Here is an 18,597-nt window from a genome sequence, read left to right on the forward strand (position 1 = left end):
GCTAATATATAAACATATAAATTTATAAAAATACCATGTATCAAAAAACGAGGGAAACTACCAGTATTTCCAACAAAACGACATTGCCCTAGAAAGGAGCCCCCCGATAATATTTGGTACGTGAGTGAGATCTTTGTTTGAGAAGATATAAAACTTTGAATCCCTTATATACGACAAAAAACACAATGATACCGAAAAAACGAGTAATCAGGTTTGCAGGATCAGCAACCAAAAAACTTCTGAGAATGAACTGGATAAAGAAATACATCTTGAAAATGGCTTGGAAGGCCTTGGTGGGTAAATGTCGGATTTTTCTGATGAAATAGCCAATAATCATCCCCGCGATAATCCCGACTATCATAAACCCAAGAATGCCAAATTCGTAATAACAAAACGATATCAGGTCAACGGGAAGCTCACCGGTTACCCCACTCTGACCTTTATAGGCTCCCTCCAGAAAAAAGGTGTTTTGTTCCGATACTGTTTTCATGCCCAGTTTGCCTTCCCAGATTCGAGAGGGTAACAAAAAGACAAAGGGGAAAAAAACATCTAACCCCCTACGGAACAATTCCTTGGGGAGTCGGAATACGTTGATGATATTATTCGTGATAAAATACGTCCCCTCGACGATAATCGCAACAGGGTCAGTTGGGGCTCCTCTTCCCATGGCATTCGAAATTTCTTCAGTCAAGCTGATAAACGTCAGAAATATAACAAACACAAGAATCACTTTGAATATTTTCTTTCTGGCAAATACGATATTTACCGTTGAAATCAACATGACAGCTAAAAAGGATATGAATGACATACGGCCTCTATTGGCAATCAGTATGAGAATTTCAAGGTAAACAGACAGCAACAACCCAAAAAGATTCTTTTTTGAATGCTTGTGAAATTCCAACCCAAGAAAAAACAATGAGGAGACATAAAAGATATCGCCAAAAGGCTGCAGAAAACTAAACCTGTTGTAAATGAGAAAATTTCCTACCCGCAAATCCAAAGAATAGTCCAGATATCGTTGATAGGAACCATACGGCCAGAGATAGATAACATTGGCAAGAATGCCCAGAATCAGATAAGGCCAAATGATTTTTTCCAATAACGATATATTGATAACTTCAAGCTTCTGTTTCCTTGGCTTTAGGTTTCTGCCAATAAAAGAAGATATAAGCAAGACCCAGACACTGAAATATATAGTCAACAGATTGCGTACAGCCAAGGAAAAATAGGCAATATGCAAAGGAAAAAATACAACCATATAGCCCACTATGCAAACCAGGAAGAGATTGAAGTAATCGGTGATCGGGTTGCCAAACATCTTATTATTGGCGATCACTAATACGCAGAAAAGAAGTATTGTCACTAGACATGCTATCACTATGAGCATAGTATTTTTTTTGTAGTATGTTGCATAAGGTTTTGCATAGTCCTCCCAACCAACTATCAGGGTGTCCTATTTTCAACTCGAAACACTGTATGCCATCATGCTTTCTTCCCTATAATGTATTTTAAACCATTCTCATGCACCCGTTTTGCATACTGAAAAACCCCAAAAAGGCCTACCGATTCCCTGATTCCTTGCAATGTATTGTAGTCCGGATCCGAGACGCTTAGTCTTTCCCCTGGGTCAGGAACGTACGTTATAGATCATGCCTTTGGCTTTTTTGTGTGCCAACTGATAACATTTTCGATAATGGGACAGTAACACATCTTGATATGCTTGCAAATCGAATAAATGATCAGCACCTTCCAAAGTGGCCTTCGAAAGACTTGCCAGTAAAAGGGGATTAGTAATTATCTCATTCATTTTGACAGCCATTTCATGGTCATCATCTGATAAAAACCCAGTCACACCGTTTGCAACCAGGTCAAGCATTCCATCGACAGGTGTGGAGACTATCGGGATACCCAGGATCATGGCTTCCAGGGCAACCATGGGAGTCCCTTCGTACCGTGAGGTCAAAAGCAATATCTTGGACTGTGAGAGCATTTTCATGGGGTTTTCCACATATCCAAGATAGCTGACATTGTCTTGCAGAGTGTTAGCACGTATTTCGTTCTCCAATTCATTTTGCATAGTTCCCGTACCTACAATACAGGCCTTTACCGTTGGATTGAGCAAAGTCAATTCGTGCAATACATGGATTAGTCTCTGGGGGTTTTTCTGGTAGGTAATGCGCCCAATGAACAGGACATCGATGGCATACTCCTGCTTGTCCAAGAGAGTCCTTCTTCTTACTTCGTCCTTGTTCATGGTATTTATGAGAATTGAACTTTTATTTGCAAGTAACCGGGAAAAAGGAAATTCTTCAAACGCAGACTTTGAAACCCAGAAAATGTGCCGATACGAAGGGGCTGAAAGCAAATACACTAGGGATTTGAATTTTAATCCTTTTCTTCTCTTATCATTCACATGCATGTGCGAAATTATAGGCAACGTGGTTGATAAAGCAGCCAGGACACTTGCCCGTCTGTCATGTGCATGGATGATATCGGGGTGCACCAACCTGATGACTCTCCTCACTTCAGACACTGACATTTTTTCCATCGGATAAAACCGCACATTGCGAAGACGCAAGGACTCGGAAATCGGGCCATCGGGACTCACATATACCATCTCGATATCCGGATAAGAAGAAAAAGAAGCTATAATTTGACATACCACATTTTCGGCACCAGAAAAAACTCTTTGTGACAATACATGCATTACTCTCATGGAAATTCTCCCATTGACCTATCATTGACACAGATAGTATGAATTGACGGCAATCGCAAACCGTGAATGACAGCCTTTCCAGCTTCCCAGCACAAAGCAATCCCGAGAATTTATCGAGAAGGAAGGGGATGCCTGACATTTCTGTCCAGTTGGGGAAGCTTGACCGATAAAGGGCTTCCTTTCTGTTCTGTTTTTGCATAAATGGCTCGCATTCCCCTTTTAACTATCTGGGAATCAAATTTCTTGATCAGTTCCGAATTGGTATTGCCAAGCATCACCCTCAGTTCTTTATTTGCAAGAAGCGGTTTTAGTACTTGTATCAGGGATGCATCCTTTTTTGGGGAGAAAAACACTTCCTTCTGGGAAAGGAGATCTGTGTTACCTCTGATATGCGACACCAGGCAAGGCAAATGGCAGGCCATCGCTTCCATCAAGGCAACCGGCAACCCTTCTTGCAAGGAAGGAAAAACAAATATATCAGCAATGGAATAGTAGTCAAAGACATTGTTGCAGAATCCTGCCAACAGTATTTCCCCTTGCATTTCTTGTTGTGCAATTCGCTTTTCTATATGATCGCGTAGCACACCATCTCCGCAGATAATGTATTTCACATCCTTTCGCCCGAGCTTCTGCAGCGCATCGATAACAAGCAAGTGGTTCTTTCTGGGGATCAACTCACCTACCGATAAGAGCACAATGGTATCTTCATCAATATGGTATTTCTCCCTGATATTTTCCTGAAGTTGCTTCTTTTTCAGTGCTTCCAGATGTATTCCGACTCCTGGTATATACTGGACCGACTGAGGATGCAGATGTTCTTTTGCAAAGCTGTAATCCTCAGTATTGATACAAATAAGAATGTCTGTAAAAAAGGAGCAAAGCCATTCAGCCGGAAAACAACGAATCCAGTTTTTAATTGAAGCCCCTTGGAAGAAATGAAAACCATGGGCTGTGTAGATAACCTTGGACCCATAGAGGATTCGGGATTTTCTTGCGGCAAGTCGGGTTACAAAGCCCCCGATGGGGGTGTGGCAATGTATTATCGAATATTGGTTTTCATCGATATGCTTCTTCAGTATGGTATAGGCCTTGATATTATCAATCGAAAAGGGACTTCGGTGAAACGGAATGTTATGTTTGATTATTGGCAAATCATCGAGTTGCCCATGATCACCCCAATATCCTGGAATAGTCATATTTGACGCAACATGGATCTCGTAGCCTTTTTTTATCAATATCTTAATATCATCACGCTCAAACTGATGGATAAAGTTAAAGACATTAGCTACAAACAGAGCCTTTTTCATACACTTTCTCCTCAAATTCAATTCTTAGTACCACCAAGGAAGCCAGTTCATCGTCTGAGGATACGCTTTGGCAACAAAGCATTTCCCACAAATCCTTTCCAAATGGGAAAAGGGGGTACACACAAGGGACAACCTAGTAAAAGGAAAAATGGTGCTGACTGCCTAAGCCCACAGGACAAGGTTCCTCTGGGTTCTTTTTTTTTCAAAACCTCCTTTCAAGATATCTGAGGGGGAAGGGTCCGGACCGAACCATGCTTTTGCTCTGGCAAAGGGTGGTTCATCAAGATAATCTTGGCTTGTAACATTTTCTGCCCATACTGAGTGGGGTCTATCCTTCCCTGTTCTCTGAGGTAATCCCCAAAATCCTGGGCGGTTACCATCCCCTCTTCGGTGATGTCAGCTTCCTTTAGGACGTTTCCAAATGTTTTGCAAAGTATGGAGAAATCTCGATAAAATGAAATATGCTCCAGATAGGCAAGGTCAAACTGGAGTTTCAAATCCCAGGATATTGCGTTTCTCCCATTGATCTGGGCAAGGCCTGTAAGTCCTGGCTTGACTCCATGGCGCCTTCGTTGATCGTCTGACATGAAAGCCATGTCCCTAACCAACAGAGGACGGGGTCCTACCAGACTCATATCTCCCAAAAGGATATTGAGAAGCTCTGGGAGTTCATCCAGGCTTGTGGCCCTAAGTTTTTTCCCAAACGTAGTCAACCGTTCAGAATCGGGGAGAAGAGCACCCTGGGCATCTTTTTTATCGGTCATTGTCCTGAACTTGTAGAGTGTAAACAACTGTTCATGCAACCCCGGCCGAAGCTGCCTGAAAAAAACAGGACTCCCCAGTTTTATTCGAACCAGAAGAACAAGGAACACAAGCACAGGGAAAAATACAATAAGAGCTGACAAGGAACAGAGGATGTCCAGAATTCTTTTCACATGTTTTTCATACATCATGTAAAACAACTCCTTACAATTTCAATTACCCTAGAGAGGTCCTCATCGGTATTCTTGATATCACTGGGCAGGCAAAGCCCCCGTTCGAAAATGTCTCCTCCGACATCTTTATCCCCTAAAAAAACGAAATCGTTTTCTGCAAAGATCGGTTGTAGATGCATAGGTTTCCAAATCGGCCTGCTTTCAATATTCTCCTTGGAAAGCGCTTCTATGACCTGAGAGGGTTTTACCGGACAGCCCTTATCAAGGAGGAGACACGACAACCAATAATTGGGACTACTCTCTGCAAGGTGCGGGTTCATCATCACAGGAAGATCTGAAAAAGCCTTTTGGTAGGTTTCATAAATCCTTTTTTTCAAGGCGATATGTTCATTGAGGTGGAGTAACTGACCTCTCCCGATTCCAGCCACTACATTGCTCATGCGGTAGTTGTAACCAAGCTCGCTATGCTGGTACCACGGTGCTGGGTCACGAGCCTGCGTTGCCAGGAACCTGACTTTCTTTACCGATTCCGTATCGTTGGAGAGAAACATGCCTCCCCCCGAGGTTGTAATAATCTTGTTCCCGTTGTAGGAAAGGGCTGCATACCTGCCAAACGTCCCGGTCTGTTTGCCCTTGTAGGTTGCCCCAAGGCTTTCCGCGGCATCTTCAATCAAGGGAACGCCATGCTTTGCACAAATGCTTGAAAGCTCATCAAGTTTGGCTGGGGTCCCGTATAGGTTGGCTACGACCACAGCTTTGGCATTGGGGTAGATAAAAAAGGCTTTCTCCAAGGCAACAGGGTCCATATTCCAGGTATCACGTTCACTATCGATGAAGACCTGTCTTCCGCTCTCATAGGAGACTGGGTTTACGGTTGCGGCAAAGGTAAAATCCGAACAGAATACAAGATCATCTTTTGCTATTCTGCAGAGTTTCATTGCAAGATGCAGGGCTGCTGTCCCTGAGGAGAGAGCAGCGGCATCGGCAATACCGAGAAAAGAAGCCATTTCCTTTTCAAAGCCGTCAACATTGGCTCCCAGCGGCGCTATCCAATTGGTATCGAAAGCCTCTTGGATGAACTGCATCTCCTCCCCATGCATGGTAGGGGAAGAAAGATAGATACGTTTGTGCATTGTATTCCCCCTATTAATCCCGCCCTCCCTGGTTATTCCGGAATAGCAATGGTGAAAGTACCACCTCACCCTGCAAGAGAACCGGCAGGATACGTTTTATCGCAATTTGGTTCCTCTGATGTTCATGCATTGCCAGGTAGGTTTCCTGAGCACCTCAAGGCAAACAAAAAAAGAGAGGGTAACTCCCAGCAGACAAAAAAGGCTAATGGGCTAAAGGAGAACTACGCTGTTGTACTACAAATTCCGGCACCAGCATCTGGAGTTCCTCCAGTAGCTTTTCTATCGGGTCCGTTTCCAAGGATTCGTAGATCTTTTGGAAAGCTTCCAAGGTCAAGACATGGTTATCGACAATCGCCTTGAAGACCAGTTTGTCTTCTGTGGGAAGAGTCACATCCTTGTTGGCCAACAATTCTTCATAGAGTTTCTCACCAGGCCGAAGGGAGGTGATCACTATCTTGCTTTGGGAATTCCCGTAGTAGCGGATGAGCTTCTGGGCAAAGTCATAGATATTTACCGGTTGGCCCATATCCAGGACCATGACCTCCCCGCCCTTGGCCATCGAGGCGGCCTTGAAGACGAGGCCTACAGCCTCGGGGATGGCCATGAAGTACCTAATGATATCTTTATGCGTCACGGTTATCGGTACGCCGGCCTTGATCTGGTCCATGAAGAGGGGGAGCATCGAACCACGGCTTCCCAGGACGTTGCCAAAGCGGACACAGACCATCTCAGTCGCATCAGTGGTCAGCATGCTCGCAATCTGTTCGACCACCCGTTTGGTAGCTCCCATGATGGAAGTCGGGTTTACCGCCTTGTCGGTTGAGATAACCACCACCTTTTCCACACTGTGGTCCCTAGCCCCCTTGAGCACGTTGTACGACCCACCTATATTGGTGGTAATAGCTTCCTCAGGATAGAGTTCCTGAAGTGGCACATGCTTGTAGGCAGCAGCATGGAATACAATCTGTGGATGGAATTTCTCATAAATCCTATCTATTTTCGCCGCGTTCTTGATATCGCAGATAACAGGAACAATGAAGTCGCTCCACTCCTTCTGGTAGTTGTGAAGCCTCAACGACAGGTCGTGTAATTCCGTCTCATCATTATCGAGCAAGACCAACTGCGTAGGACCAAAGGAAAGGAGCTGGCGGCATATTTCGCTCCCGATACTACCACCAGCTCCGGTGACCAGCACCCGCTTGCCCTTCACCATCCGCTGTGTCGGTTCCCGGTCGATGTAGGTAAGCGGTCTGCCCAAAAGATCTGCATAATCAAGATTGCGAAGGTCAAATTCCCTGGCTCCCTGCTGCATTTCAAAGAGCCGGGGAATTATCTTGACCTCACAACCGTGTTCCTTGGCCGCATCAATTGCCTTGAATACATGTTCTTGGTCGATCTGGGAAATAGCTATGATCAAAACAGAACACGTATAGGAGGACAGGAGTACCCCGAGCGTATCGATTGCACCAAGAACCTTCATTCCTACAATATATGAACCAAGAAGCGTTGGTTCATCATCGACAAACCCTACGACATGATAGGGCACGTTGCCTTTCTGGAACTGACGGACAATTGTTATCCCTATTTCCCCTGCCCCATAGACAAGGGCCCGGGGAAATCCATTGGCATGGATTATGTTTTTCTTGTTCAAAACACTGCGGTACAACTCCCTCACTCCCAGGATGCAGAGAAATGCCGACCCGTCAGCGACCAATATGAAAGGAATCCATAGAGAGGTTAAAGAATCGAAGAGGGCTATGGATAACACTGCTATAAAAAACATCGGGAGAAAACCTGCAAGCCCACGACCGAGCAAGTCTACAGAACTCTCACCGATATAAACCCTGTAGAACTTGACGACAAAAAGCAGCAGGACTATCGAAATGGCATTTACCAATGAAACTATGTAAAAATTACTTGGTATAAAAGTATGAAATACAATCCATAGGGCGAGATAGCCACACCCCAAAAGAATTAGGATATCGAGCAAGATGAGCAGAAGCTGACATGTTCTCCGTGATAGCATTGTGCATAGCCTCGGTTTATATCTGGTTTGGGATGGGAAGAGTAGCAAAAACACACATAAAAAGAGTAAAAAACCAGAAAAGGGGAAAAGACCTAACCGAAATAGCGAGAATTTTTGCCTCAGGGAATAAGTTTTTCAGAAAAAAGAATAAAACACCCCCAACCCAGAAAATCTGGAAGGAAGCAGTCCCTGAAGCTTTCATACCAGGGCGGACCGGTAGTATAAAAGACTAGGCGATTAGACTGTATATCATTATGTATACAATCCAATTTGATATCCTTAGGTTATCACCAAAAGAATATTCTGTAAACAAAATTCGCATGCAAAAAAACTCTGTGGGTTTTTATAATTTATTATACCAAAAAGAATTCTAACTAATGGACATAGAGTAAAACCAGAGATTAAACATCACTAAAAGAGAGGGAATTTCAGTATAAAAAAACCTACCAACAACACTGATACAAAGCCCCTTAGAAAGGAAAACCGAGAAAACCAACCTGTTTTGAAGAAATATCGGCATACTAAATTGGCACTTTCTGGAACAAAAAAATAAGCAATGTTTACAAAACAGGAAAACCCAAGCAACCTAGGCTTGGGTTTTCCAACAGTGATTATTTTGTTTTCTTAGTTTCTTTTTCTCTATTTTTTTATTTTTCTTTATTCTTCTTTATTTTTTACCTTTTATAAAATTTTTATTGCTTCCCGAATCAGGAATCTTGCATTTTCAACACTTGCCTATACAACCTTTCCAAAGTTTCGCTATCCATTCCCACCGGGGAATTCTTCAACCGGTCCAAGTTCACTGATTTTACCAGCTTGGGAAGTACGCTGCTATCAGGGTCAATCGGAGGCGTAATGCCAAGGTTCTCCAATAACTTCTCAAACCACGTGATGGCCTGCAAGGGATACGAAAACCCCATGGTACTGGCTATCTCGTTGAACAGATGTTCGAAATACTTCTCGCCCCTGTCTTTGTTACTTGCCTCTAGGTTTTCCAGCATGTACTGCCAGACTACCGGGAAACACAGAGCTACCGCATGCCCATGGGGCAAAGAAAACAGTGAGGAAAGCTTATAGCTCATTGCATGGGGGGCTGTAGTCTGTGTGATATTGATCGCTTGTCCTGCCCAGTTGGAAGCAAGGAGCATTCCTTCATTGCCCTCAGAATAGTTGGCCAAGAACTCAGCGTAGTGGTTCAGGAACAAAACCACTGCCTTTTTGGCATAGGCTTTGCTCTCATCGGTGGCACTGAGCGACCACCACGACTCTACTGCCTGGCAAAAGGCATCGAGCATAGTGCATTTCTTTTGGTAGAGCGGCAGTCCTTCCAGTACGCTTGGCTCCAAGATTGCATAGGCAGGTACCAGGCTTTCATGCACCACCGAGTGTTTCTCCCCACGGTAATAGATAATGGCATACCGTGTCGATTCACTCCCTGTCCCCGCTGTGGTAGGTATGGCTAACAGGGGAATTGAGTTTTCCTTATATTCCTGTTTCAAGTACATCGAACCTGGTTCCAGGGAGCTAAAGAGCTTGATGCATTTTGCTACATCCAGGCAGCTGCCACCCCCAACCGCTACGATGAAATCACAGGATTCTGAGCGGAAAAAATCAACTCCCTTGACGATATCCTCATACTTGGGATTGGAACCAAAGGAATTGAATATAGAATAGGGAATTCCCAAAGACTCAAAAGCGTGCGCAATGGGCAGAGTCTGGAAGGATGAACCACAGACTAACAAGAAGCGCTTTGCACTGTGTTGGTGCAAGATGGATTTGAGTTTCTGGCAATGCTTGTCGCCTAGGATGATGGTTTGTTCTGACATAGAAAACCCTCCATGGATAGCAATAGTATAGCACAGGCTCAAAGAAAGCAGAAAGCAATGCCCGACCAAGCAGTCATCATGTCCATTGGTACAAGCCTTCCTTAATGAGGCTTGCACCGCTATCACAAAGACTTGTATCAAAGTCGGAAGTGAACAGGAAGAGGAAACGGGAGAAACGAATTGCTCTGTCCTTATTTCCAGCCCTGGTACCAAGGTTCTACCATTCCAAAACAAACCCATACAAGGGGTGATCTTTCAGCACAAAAAGAAGTATTCCTATTTGACGTCTAAAGAAGGAGCCTTTATCAAATACTTTTTGCCAATCCCCCGCCCACGCACTTCAAGCAATCCAGCATCAATCATCTGCTTGACCAAAATATAGGCTCGTGTCTTCTTAATACCGAGCAATTTCTGAACCTCTTCATCGGTTGTAAAACCATTACGTATAATCTGGTCAAAAATCTGCCTTGTTTGGGGTGAAAGCTCTCGATTGACCAGAGGTTCCTTTGCAGAAACAACGTCGCTTTCTTTTCCCATGGTTTTATTCTGGTTTGGAAGAATCATCTTAAATGTGTTTGGGGTGACTTCGATTCGAACAGGCTCTTTGAAGTCTTTATAGAGCTCGTGTATCTTGCGAACCCCCGTCCCATAGGATTCTACAAAACCAAGCCGATGGAAAATATCGGCAAGATGACGATTTCGAGGCTGGGAGATACCAGTTCCGATATCTGCGATAGTCAAACCTGAAACAAGTCCACCGATTGAAATAAATTCCATCTGACTCCCTATGATATTGATAATAATGCTCCCACTATAGGCATAGTCTCGATGTACGATTGCATTCAAGAGCGCTTCACGAATAGCCTCCGCTGGATAGTCGAAACGGTCAACACGATCCAAGCCAGTAATCTTTGCTTGGTTCTGGTTGCACAGCATGAGATAGGAATACGTACTTTCCAGTTGCTTGAGCACTGACCCTTTGAATTCTCTGGTATCTTTGAATAGGGTTTTCGCTTCATCAGCATATACAGCGACCATTATCGAATGCTCACACTGATCGGAAAGCAACAGACCCACGTTTGTAAATAATCCAGAGAGGTCACACATTCCAAGCCTTGGGAACTGTTCTTTTTGAAAAGCTACAGACTTTTGGGCAAACGTTTCCTTGGCTTGCTTAAAAGTGAGGTCCTGTACCAATGAACGCATATCCTCATACGCATCTCCATCCGCATTCCTGATCATCTGCCGTATCTGTTCTGGCGAAGCAGGCACTGAAGAAGAGCCTTGCCTCACATACACCCCAGAAGGTTTTAAGCCCTTCCTATGTAAATAATACGGTTTGTTGGCACCTTCACTGATTTCAAGGCAAATCACATGATTTTCTTGAAGCGTATACTTGATGAACATGGTAATATCCGGAAGAATACTGTCCCTGATTACGTTGGTGATCAGATTATAGGTTTCATCAACATCTGCCACGCCTACTTGGGTGCCAGTATCATCAACTCCGATGTATAGATATCCTCCATCTGAATTCGCAAAGGCAATGACTTCCTTACAGAAGGCCTCACTCCATTGGCTCTTGAATTCGATTCTCTCGGTCTTATATTTCACTGATTTCAACCTCCCGTAACCATACGCTTCCATGGCAGAACGAATATTCACTTTTTCCAAGTGAATATTCACTTATTTGTGAATATTCACATAAAAAGGTGAATTTTCACTTTCATGCAAAGTGTTTTAGGATGCAGTTGATCCACTCAATTTTTAGACACAAAAAACCTCCCCAAGGAGGCTTGTACTGCTATCACAAAGACTTGTATCAAAGTCGGAGGTGAACAAGAAGAGAAAACGGGCAAGCATGCCAGTTGCTTGGGAAAGATTGCACCAAGCCCTCGACCGTCTGACCGATGAACACGATTTTCACCCAGTCCGATCGAGGGACTTCATTTTCTGCAAAAGCGAAAAACCAGAATTACGCCAATAAAAGAATCATGAACGTATCCCCGTCAATTTCTTTGGGAATCCCCTCACCGTTTGCATCTATTGTTTCCCAACCCGTAATGGTCTTGTTTTTATAGGAAAGTGAAACCGTTTGGGTAGTTACCGTGTCATTCCAGAGAACCAGACAGGACCGAGCCTTCCCTTCAAACAAGGAACAATAGACTTGGGGATTCTCGTTTTGAATATTCTCTTGGTCCCTGAACAAACCTTCAAGCAACATATCCTTGTATTTCCTACGCAGCGCGCCTGCCTTTCTTGCGTACAGCGCCATTTCGGACTGCTCATTGTCAACCAAGACCTGCCTGTCACCCAGGTATCGTATTTCCATCTCAAACCGGAAACCAAAGGCAATCGCATAATTGACATATCTACGGTCAAGAAACGGATTAGGATTACGGAGGGTCATGATGATCTCTGGAAAACAGTACCTGAACATCTGGGGGGCAGAACTGGAAAGAGAAGTCCAGGAATCCCCTGCTTTCTTCATTTTATTACGAGAAGGAGGACAAATCCCTATTCCATGCAGAATATCAGGGAACTGGGAATACACATCCGTTTCATGCTCAGTCATAAATATGAACTCATCCCCAAGGGTTCTGGCTTGGTCATGAATCTTTTTAAGCAACGCGAGCCTTCCCTGTGTATAGGAAAGAGAAGGACGATTATGCATATGCTGGTGCTTTTCATTGAAACAGGGATAAGAGGGCATACCTCCGATCTGGTCGTAGAGGATTCCGTCGGGACCAAAGGAAGCTACCCATTTTGCTTTTTCAACCATTAAATCATGCCATTCGGTACAAGATGGGCAAACCGTGGAAAATTTCTTTTTGGAAAAAAATGAGAGGAAATCACTAGCGTGAGATTTCGAGTAATCTTCATAGTAGGGAGTATCCCAGATGTTCCTTCCTTCAAGCTCCTTTCCCTTCTCTTCATAAAACTTCGACTTCACATCCATCAGATGTCCTTGATAATACAACGTAATACGGCCCCCATCGGCCTGGATTTCGCGTATTTTCTGTTTTAACACCTCTGCTCCCCCGAGCGTCAGAGAAACAGTGAGATCAGGATATTGGTTGTCATGCCCTGAATCAAACCAGCCAAACAGGCCGAGGACATCACAGCCGTACGTCTTTGCATAGTCATACAAGGAAGGAAGCGATGCATAATCCCAGAGCTCGTCACCATATTGCTGCTTGGCGATTACCAGAAAATACCCATTCATATCCTGTGCCCATTTGATCTTTTTTACTGGTTTTCTCCAAGTCTTGCACCAGGAAACGTATTCATCGGCACCTTCCCTCCAAGTACCTTTGTACAGCGACAGGATGCAGGAAGGGCAATGCCAAGTTTCGCCCTGACGTACAAAAGCCATTTTGTCTGTCTCCAGTAGTACCTGCCGCCCCTTCAGAGCTTCTATGCTGACCACACGTAGCGAGCTTGTATGGAATAGACTATCATGGCCTGCATAATACAAAACCTCATCATCATCAACGAGGCTCATCCATTGCATGCTCAAGGAACCCGGATAGGAAGCTTTCAAAACCTGGGGCCCTCCCCACTCTCCTTGGGACCCGAGAGATTCCGCAATATTGTCTATTTTCTGTCCCGCACAATCCGGCCACAAAAGACTCGGTTTCCCTCCTTTCAGTGTGGAAATACCTCCGACACAAGGATAATACACATCAGTGACCAAGCCATCCTCGTTATTTTTGATATCGGCTTCAAAGACAATCTTTTTCCCATCCAGACTGATAACCAAAGTCACCTCTACCGAGGCCTTCCTGTCTCTTGTCTGAAGAAACCCTGTTGTCAAAAATATTGTGTTTCCTTCTACCCTGATTGCATATCGCTGGTTTTCACTACCTGCGACATCTTCCCAGTTCTCTTTGTTTTTCAACACCGCGCGGAACAAACCAGGTCCTGGATCACAGACAATATTTCCATACCCGCTTCCCCTACGTTCCAAATGAATCAGTCGTCCATGATTATCCACCGATACCGTATACCATTCATTTTGAATGGTTTCTTCGAACGTACCGACCTCATGCATGAATTCCATAAATAGCTCCCTTTTCTTGTATGGGTTCCAAATCCCCATTTGCTAATTCGTACATAGTTTGAGCAAATTCTTCCATTGCCTTGGAAAGACTGGCATAGGGAACATTAGCAATGCTAATCAGTCCATGCTGCATGCATTCTCCATCAAATCTCCCAAGAACAGGCTGATCATTCATTTCAAAATAGTGTAAACCTACGCAGGATACGTGGGAAACAGCCTGTTCAAAATAATACCGGATTGCTTTTGTCCTCTCTTCTTGGGTAGGGGAAGATACCAGACCCGTTGCAAAGTTCCTCATTTCCCTGGCAGCAATATGCCACTCACCGATAAGGCCAGGACAATTTGCCTTCTCTTTGAGAATGTCCAGCATAGGACGAGGGCTTGGGCGATAACAATTGAACGAACACACATCGAATGCATCATTACCTGCAAATTCCATAGGGGTAAGCTGGCTATAACGCATACCTAGATTCAAATGTTCAGGGTCAACCTCTCTGGCGGCCACTGAAGGGACCTCACAATATTTCTGAATGAGGATGTCCCTGAAATCCAGTAGATCCTTTTTGGATTGTTCGCTATACATATCAGCATGTTCCATGGGTTTTTTCAAATCAGAAAAACTCTGCAAATCCAGATTCCAGGCTTCATTCAGGTACATGATATCCCCATATCTTTTTTGCAGAAAATCGATGAGGGCATTCTTACTCGCAGAATCCCCGTCTTGGGCCAACAGTCTCTCGGCAGGATTGGTAGTTTGCTGGAATAGCCATTCCGGCTCGTTGGTAATAAAATACCCGATGAGCAGGGGATTTCCCCGATAGGCTGCAAGCTGTTGCTCGGCAAATGTTTTGGATGCAAGCCTATATTCCTCACTGAACACATCGGGAAAATCCCGGTAAATTGTTTTCTTGGTCAATGGAAAATCTTTCAGCGTCAAAACGAAAGGGATGTTGGCCTTTTCAAGGAAGGCCTCCACATGCTCATCCGTATAGGTGTTCACCCCAACACCAATCGTATTAAATCCCCAACGACGAATCCTTGCCGCATTTATGGTTACCCAGGCATCCCACCAAGCATCTGGGCCAAAAGCCCTGATCATGTTTGCCCGTGCAAAATTGAACATCCGCCGGCCTTTTCCGCTTTCTTTTCCATTCCTTTTTACAAATTCAGGAATTTTTGAAGCTTCTGTCCAACAGTCCTTCCACATTGCATCATCAGGGTCCGGCAGCCAATCAAATAGGTCTTCCATCTGGTCTACAAACCCATGCACCCCCATCCTGGCCCCATAACAGATACCGTTGCTGAGAAATGCATAGCCATCGGGGTCTACCAGCCACCAACGTTTTCCGTCGTGGTGTGAATGGAAATATCCGGTAGCATCGAATTTCAGTTTCCTGTATCCGCCATACCGACTCCATCCGGAAGGATACGAAGACGCACCCTTTGCATTCGCAAGCTCTGTTCTCAGATAGGAAACCATCTCATTGACTGATTCCATCTTTCCTGGCCATTGATATCCCTTCCGTTGCCCCATTTCATCAACCAACGGATGCCCTAGTACCTGCATATCGCCAAGAGTGTCTTTCAGGCATAGCGAAAAGATTTCTACGCTCTGAAACCCTACAGCCGTTCCCATGCGAATCCGAATCTCATCAATCGAATCGATACATGTCGGTTCTCCGCGGACATGCCCTTTGAAAGACCCTGGGTACGTTGGGGTAAAATATCGGTGCGAATCCAATTCTGAAAGCTTTACCACCATTTTCACCCGTGCCGTAGGAATAAGGAAGTAATAGACCGAAAGTATATGTTCTGTACCATCACTATGGCTTACAAAGTCAAAATATACAGTCGGCATTCGATCGGTATCGATGATAAGGTCAATGCACAGGTACCTATCGGGATTCCAGATGTCCCTGTTGCTAGGTTTTTTATATGTCAGACAGAAAAAATCCTTATCGTTAGGCAATATCCTAAGAGTTTGGGATGTTTCATCTTTTTCTCCTGAGACTATCGAAAGGTCAGTCAATGCAATCGAAGTATCCAACACAGGCTCCTCTTCTCATTATGAAAAAATCTATGGGGATACCTGAGTCTTTCCCCATAGACATACTTCTAAAAGAGAATTCTTTTATGCTTTAATTTGAGAGTTTCTCTGCCGCAAGCTGGGCAGCATAGGCAGCAGTCGCCTCTTTTTCAAATTCCAAACCACCTTCATTGTTCCAACGTTCAACAAACCCTTTGTATTCGGCCTCGAGGTTTCCTTTTGTCACGATGAGTTGCGCAAAAGCCTCTTTGGTTATATCCCTTAGTGTTGAACCATACTCACCGAGAGAATCCAAGGACTGTATAATATTCGGATACCCGATACTATGTTCCCTTGCAAAGGCTTGTCCTTCCTGTGTCTGTTTATTCAACGTACGTACCTCTGTATTTACCAATGGCCACATATGGTTATAAACAAAGGCCCCATCGGCACGGTAGGTCGCAGGATCAACAAATTCATTCAGCAATTTGAATTTGCCATTTTCCTTATCGACCCAGCTATAATGAACGCCCTCAATACCTAGGTATGTAAGTTCGTCCCCTTCTTGTCCGTACAGATAATTTATCAGTTCCATTGCCTTTTCCGGATTTTTGCAGGTTGAAGCAATTGCGTTATAATATTGGTATCTAGGATATTGCTTGATTGCCCCACCCTTCCCTCCAGGGCCAGCAAGGACAGCAAACCCAAAAGTAGGGGGAATAGGTTCGGTATACCGCCCAGGCATCCAGTTATTGGTGGTTCCGACATTCTGGAAATCAAACACCCCGGTTCTTCCAGTCCAGAGCTTCTCGAAGGCACTCATCAATGGCATCGTGGCAAAATCAGAATCCAAAAGGCCATTCTGGTAGAGTTTTCTCAGATACTTAATGGCATCAAGATATAAAGGAGCTTTCATATAGGTGGTGACCGTTCCATTATCCATCAGGTACGGCATATCAACGCAAATGCCAAAAGCCCCGAAGATATGCTCGAACGTCCTCATGGAAGCCATTGTACCGATATATCCAACGGTATCATCTATGCCGTTTCCATCCGGGTCCTTATTTGAGAAGGCATCGAGAACCATATAGAGTTCATCCAGGTTCGTTGGCATAGTCATCCCTAGATTCTTCAGCCAATCAGTTCTAATTGAAAGATTCGAGGTATAGTTCAGGGAAGCAGGGGTCAAAGCATAAATACCATCTTTTTGATTTACCGGTGATTTCAAAAGATTGTCACTGACTTCTGATAAGACAGTCTGACCATATGTATCCAAAAGGGAATCCAGTTTCATCAACATCCCTTGATCCCTGAATTCCACTACATCAAGCTTCTTTCCGTCCATCCAGAAAACATCTGGGAGATTCCTTGCTGCGATCAAGGTATTGAGTTTTGACATATAGTCGGCCTCAGGAACATAGATAACAGTCAAATCAATCCCTAGCTTTTCCTCTAATGCCTTGATTACAGAATTCTCCTCAGTAGGGGTATTGTCTCCATATAGCATCCAAGTCAAAGAAACCGGTCCTTCATTCCCTGCAGGGGTTTCTGTTTTTCCGTTTGCAAAAACCGACACACAAAACAAAGTCAACAAAACCAATAGAACCAATTTTTTCTTCATTTCCAAATCTCCTTTTTTGAAAAATACTATTCCTTTACAGCACCAGCTGTGATGCCACTGGTGTAATAGCGTTGGATAAATGGGTATACGACCAATACAGGAAATATAGACACAGCTATAGTAGCCATTTTCATACTCTCTTCAGAAAGACTGGCTGCTTCAGCCAAGCCGGTAATACCAGAAAGTGAATTCAGCGTACCTGTTGAAGCCAACAGTTTTCTCAAATATACCTGGAGTATTTCCAAGCTGGTAGAATTGATATACAGGATACCATCAAGATAGGCATTCCAATTGTTTACGCCATAGAACATAGTCACCGCAGCCAAGGCTGGTGTAGAGACGGGAATGATAATTTTCCAGAGGATAGTGAAAGAATCGGCACCATCGATGAATGCGCTTTCTTCCAGGGAATCGGGAATGGTCTTGAAATAATTCCTTAGAATAAACATGTTATAGGCATTCATTGCCAAGGGAAGGACCAGGGCCCAGAACGTGTCGATAAGCCCGTAGGCTTGCACAATCAGATAGGTGGGGATCATACCGCCATTGAATAGCATGGTGAAAAAGACAAGCATGGAAATCCAGGAACGCCCTCTTAGGCGTTTTTTCGAAAGAGGATAAGCTGTAAGAACACTGAGAACCATACTCAAGCTGGTCCCTACAAGGGTTCTGAGAATTGTATTCCTATACGCTACGAATATTTGGCTGGTTCTAAAAATCATCTTATAGGCAAGCAAATCAAAATTTCTCGGTCTAAAAAACAGCCCCCCTGACATAGCAGCCTTTGAATTGCTGAATGAATACATCATCACATGCCAAAAAGGATAAACCGTGGTAAAACAGAAAACCCCAAGAAAAGCATAGATTAAAAGCAAGAATATTCGATCGGAAAAAGATTCCTTCACTCGTCTTGAACGTTTACTTCCCATTGCAGCAACCCTCTT

At 44.1% G+C, this 18,597-nt stretch carries 13 protein-coding genes; 1 reads left to right on the forward strand and 12 read right to left on the reverse strand.

All coding sequences use genetic code 11. The features are described from left to right. Positions 1 to 88: 88 nt before the first annotated feature. From SPIGRAPES_RS07850 to SPIGRAPES_RS07875, 6 genes are all read right to left on the reverse strand, one after another. The gene (locus SPIGRAPES_RS07850; protein WP_172635077.1) at positions 89 to 1,378 is read right to left on the reverse strand and encodes an O-antigen polymerase; all 1,290 of its coding nucleotides are present in this window, start codon (positions 1,376 to 1,378) and stop codon (positions 89 to 91) included. Between the two features lie 249 nt (positions 1,379 to 1,627). Then, on the reverse strand, positions 1,628 to 2,716 hold the full coding sequence (locus SPIGRAPES_RS07855) for a glycosyltransferase (RefSeq protein ID WP_014270237.1): 1,089 nt from the start codon (positions 2,714 to 2,716) through the stop codon (positions 1,628 to 1,630). Positions 2,717 to 2,826: 110 nt separating this feature from the next. Further along, positions 2,827 to 4,023 carry a glycosyltransferase gene (locus SPIGRAPES_RS07860; RefSeq protein ID WP_014270238.1) on the reverse strand — a complete coding sequence of 399 codons (1,197 nt, stop codon included), beginning with the start codon at positions 4,021 to 4,023 and terminating at the stop codon, positions 2,827 to 2,829. A gap of 215 nt (positions 4,024 to 4,238) precedes the next feature. Continuing rightward, the gene (locus SPIGRAPES_RS07865; protein WP_014270240.1) at positions 4,239 to 4,976 is read right to left on the reverse strand and encodes a sugar transferase; all 738 of its coding nucleotides are present in this window, start codon (positions 4,974 to 4,976) and stop codon (positions 4,239 to 4,241) included. Further along, positions 4,973 to 6,091 carry a DegT/DnrJ/EryC1/StrS family aminotransferase gene (locus SPIGRAPES_RS07870; protein ID WP_014270241.1) on the reverse strand — a complete coding sequence of 373 codons (1,119 nt, stop codon included), beginning with the start codon at positions 6,089 to 6,091 and terminating at the stop codon, positions 4,973 to 4,975. Before SPIGRAPES_RS07870 ends, SPIGRAPES_RS07865 begins: the two co-directional genes overlap by 4 nt. A gap of 202 nt (positions 6,092 to 6,293) precedes the next feature. Then, a complete protein-coding gene (locus SPIGRAPES_RS07875; protein WP_245535490.1) occupies positions 6,294 to 7,988 on the reverse strand; it encodes a polysaccharide biosynthesis protein in 1,695 nt (564 codons plus the stop codon). A gap of 161 nt (positions 7,989 to 8,149) precedes the next feature. Here SPIGRAPES_RS07875 and SPIGRAPES_RS07880 point away from each other — a divergent pair, with 161 nt between their 5' ends. Continuing rightward, complete coding sequence (locus tag SPIGRAPES_RS07880) at positions 8,150 to 8,350, forward strand: hypothetical protein (protein WP_155816683.1); 201 nt, start codon at positions 8,150 to 8,152, stop codon at positions 8,348 to 8,350. A gap of 474 nt (positions 8,351 to 8,824) precedes the next feature. On the opposite strand, the gene SPIGRAPES_RS07885 is transcribed toward SPIGRAPES_RS07880, so the two are convergent. The 6 genes from SPIGRAPES_RS07885 to SPIGRAPES_RS07910 form a co-directional block, all read right to left on the reverse strand. Next, positions 8,825 to 9,943, reverse strand: coding sequence for a phosphonoacetaldehyde reductase (locus SPIGRAPES_RS07885; protein WP_014270243.1), 1,119 nt, complete (start codon positions 9,941 to 9,943; stop codon positions 8,825 to 8,827). Between the two features lie 276 nt (positions 9,944 to 10,219). After that, positions 10,220 to 11,608 (reverse strand): RNA-binding domain-containing protein, encoded by a 1,389-nt coding sequence (locus SPIGRAPES_RS07890; protein ID WP_245535497.1) that lies wholly within the window; start codon positions 11,606 to 11,608, stop codon positions 10,220 to 10,222. Positions 11,609 to 11,918: 310 nt separating this feature from the next. Then, positions 11,919 to 14,006 (reverse strand): DUF6259 domain-containing protein, encoded by a 2,088-nt coding sequence (locus SPIGRAPES_RS07895; protein WP_014270245.1) that lies wholly within the window; start codon positions 14,004 to 14,006, stop codon positions 11,919 to 11,921. Further along, positions 13,990 to 16,053, reverse strand: coding sequence for a beta-galactosidase (locus SPIGRAPES_RS07900; RefSeq protein WP_014270246.1), 2,064 nt, complete (start codon positions 16,051 to 16,053; stop codon positions 13,990 to 13,992). The genes SPIGRAPES_RS07895 and SPIGRAPES_RS07900 overlap by 17 nt, the downstream gene beginning before the upstream one ends. Before the next feature lie 91 nt (positions 16,054 to 16,144). Then, a complete protein-coding gene (locus SPIGRAPES_RS07905; RefSeq protein ID WP_014270247.1) occupies positions 16,145 to 17,653 on the reverse strand; it encodes an extracellular solute-binding protein in 1,509 nt (502 codons plus the stop codon). Between the two features lie 26 nt (positions 17,654 to 17,679). After that, positions 17,680 to 18,582, reverse strand: coding sequence for a carbohydrate ABC transporter permease (locus tag SPIGRAPES_RS07910; protein WP_014270248.1), 903 nt, complete (start codon positions 18,580 to 18,582; stop codon positions 17,680 to 17,682). Between the last annotated feature and the right edge of the window lie 15 nt (positions 18,583 to 18,597).

Origin of the sequence: Sphaerochaeta pleomorpha str. Grapes (assembly GCF_000236685.1) — a bacterium.
Taxonomy (GTDB): Bacteria; Spirochaetota; Spirochaetia; order Sphaerochaetales; family Sphaerochaetaceae; genus Sphaerochaeta; species Sphaerochaeta pleomorpha.

Excerpts from the sequence above, each read along its gene's own strand:
- SPIGRAPES_RS07895 (WP_014270245.1), bottom strand. The coding sequence starts at position 14,006 with ATGGAATTCATGCATGAGGTCGGTACGTTCGAAGAAACCATTCAAAAT.
- SPIGRAPES_RS07910 (WP_014270248.1), bottom strand. The coding sequence starts at position 18,582 with ATGGGAAGTAAACGTTCAAGACGAGTGAAGGAATCTTTTTCCGATCGA.
- SPIGRAPES_RS07905 (WP_014270247.1), bottom strand. The coding sequence starts at position 17,653 with ATGAAGAAAAAATTGGTTCTATTGGTTTTGTTGACTTTGTTTTGTGTG.
- SPIGRAPES_RS07860 (WP_014270238.1), bottom strand. The coding sequence starts at position 4,023 with ATGAAAAAGGCTCTGTTTGTAGCTAATGTCTTTAACTTTATCCATCAG.
- SPIGRAPES_RS07880 (WP_155816683.1), top strand. The coding sequence starts at position 8,150 with ATGGGAAGAGTAGCAAAAACACACATAAAAAGAGTAAAAAACCAGAAA.
- SPIGRAPES_RS07865 (WP_014270240.1), bottom strand. The coding sequence starts at position 4,976 with ATGATGTATGAAAAACATGTGAAAAGAATTCTGGACATCCTCTGTTCC.
- SPIGRAPES_RS07870 (WP_014270241.1), bottom strand. The coding sequence starts at position 6,091 with ATGCACAAACGTATCTATCTTTCTTCCCCTACCATGCATGGGGAGGAG.
- SPIGRAPES_RS07885 (WP_014270243.1), bottom strand. The coding sequence starts at position 9,943 with ATGTCAGAACAAACCATCATCCTAGGCGACAAGCATTGCCAGAAACTC.
- SPIGRAPES_RS07855 (WP_014270237.1), bottom strand. The coding sequence starts at position 2,716 with ATGAGAGTAATGCATGTATTGTCACAAAGAGTTTTTTCTGGTGCCGAA.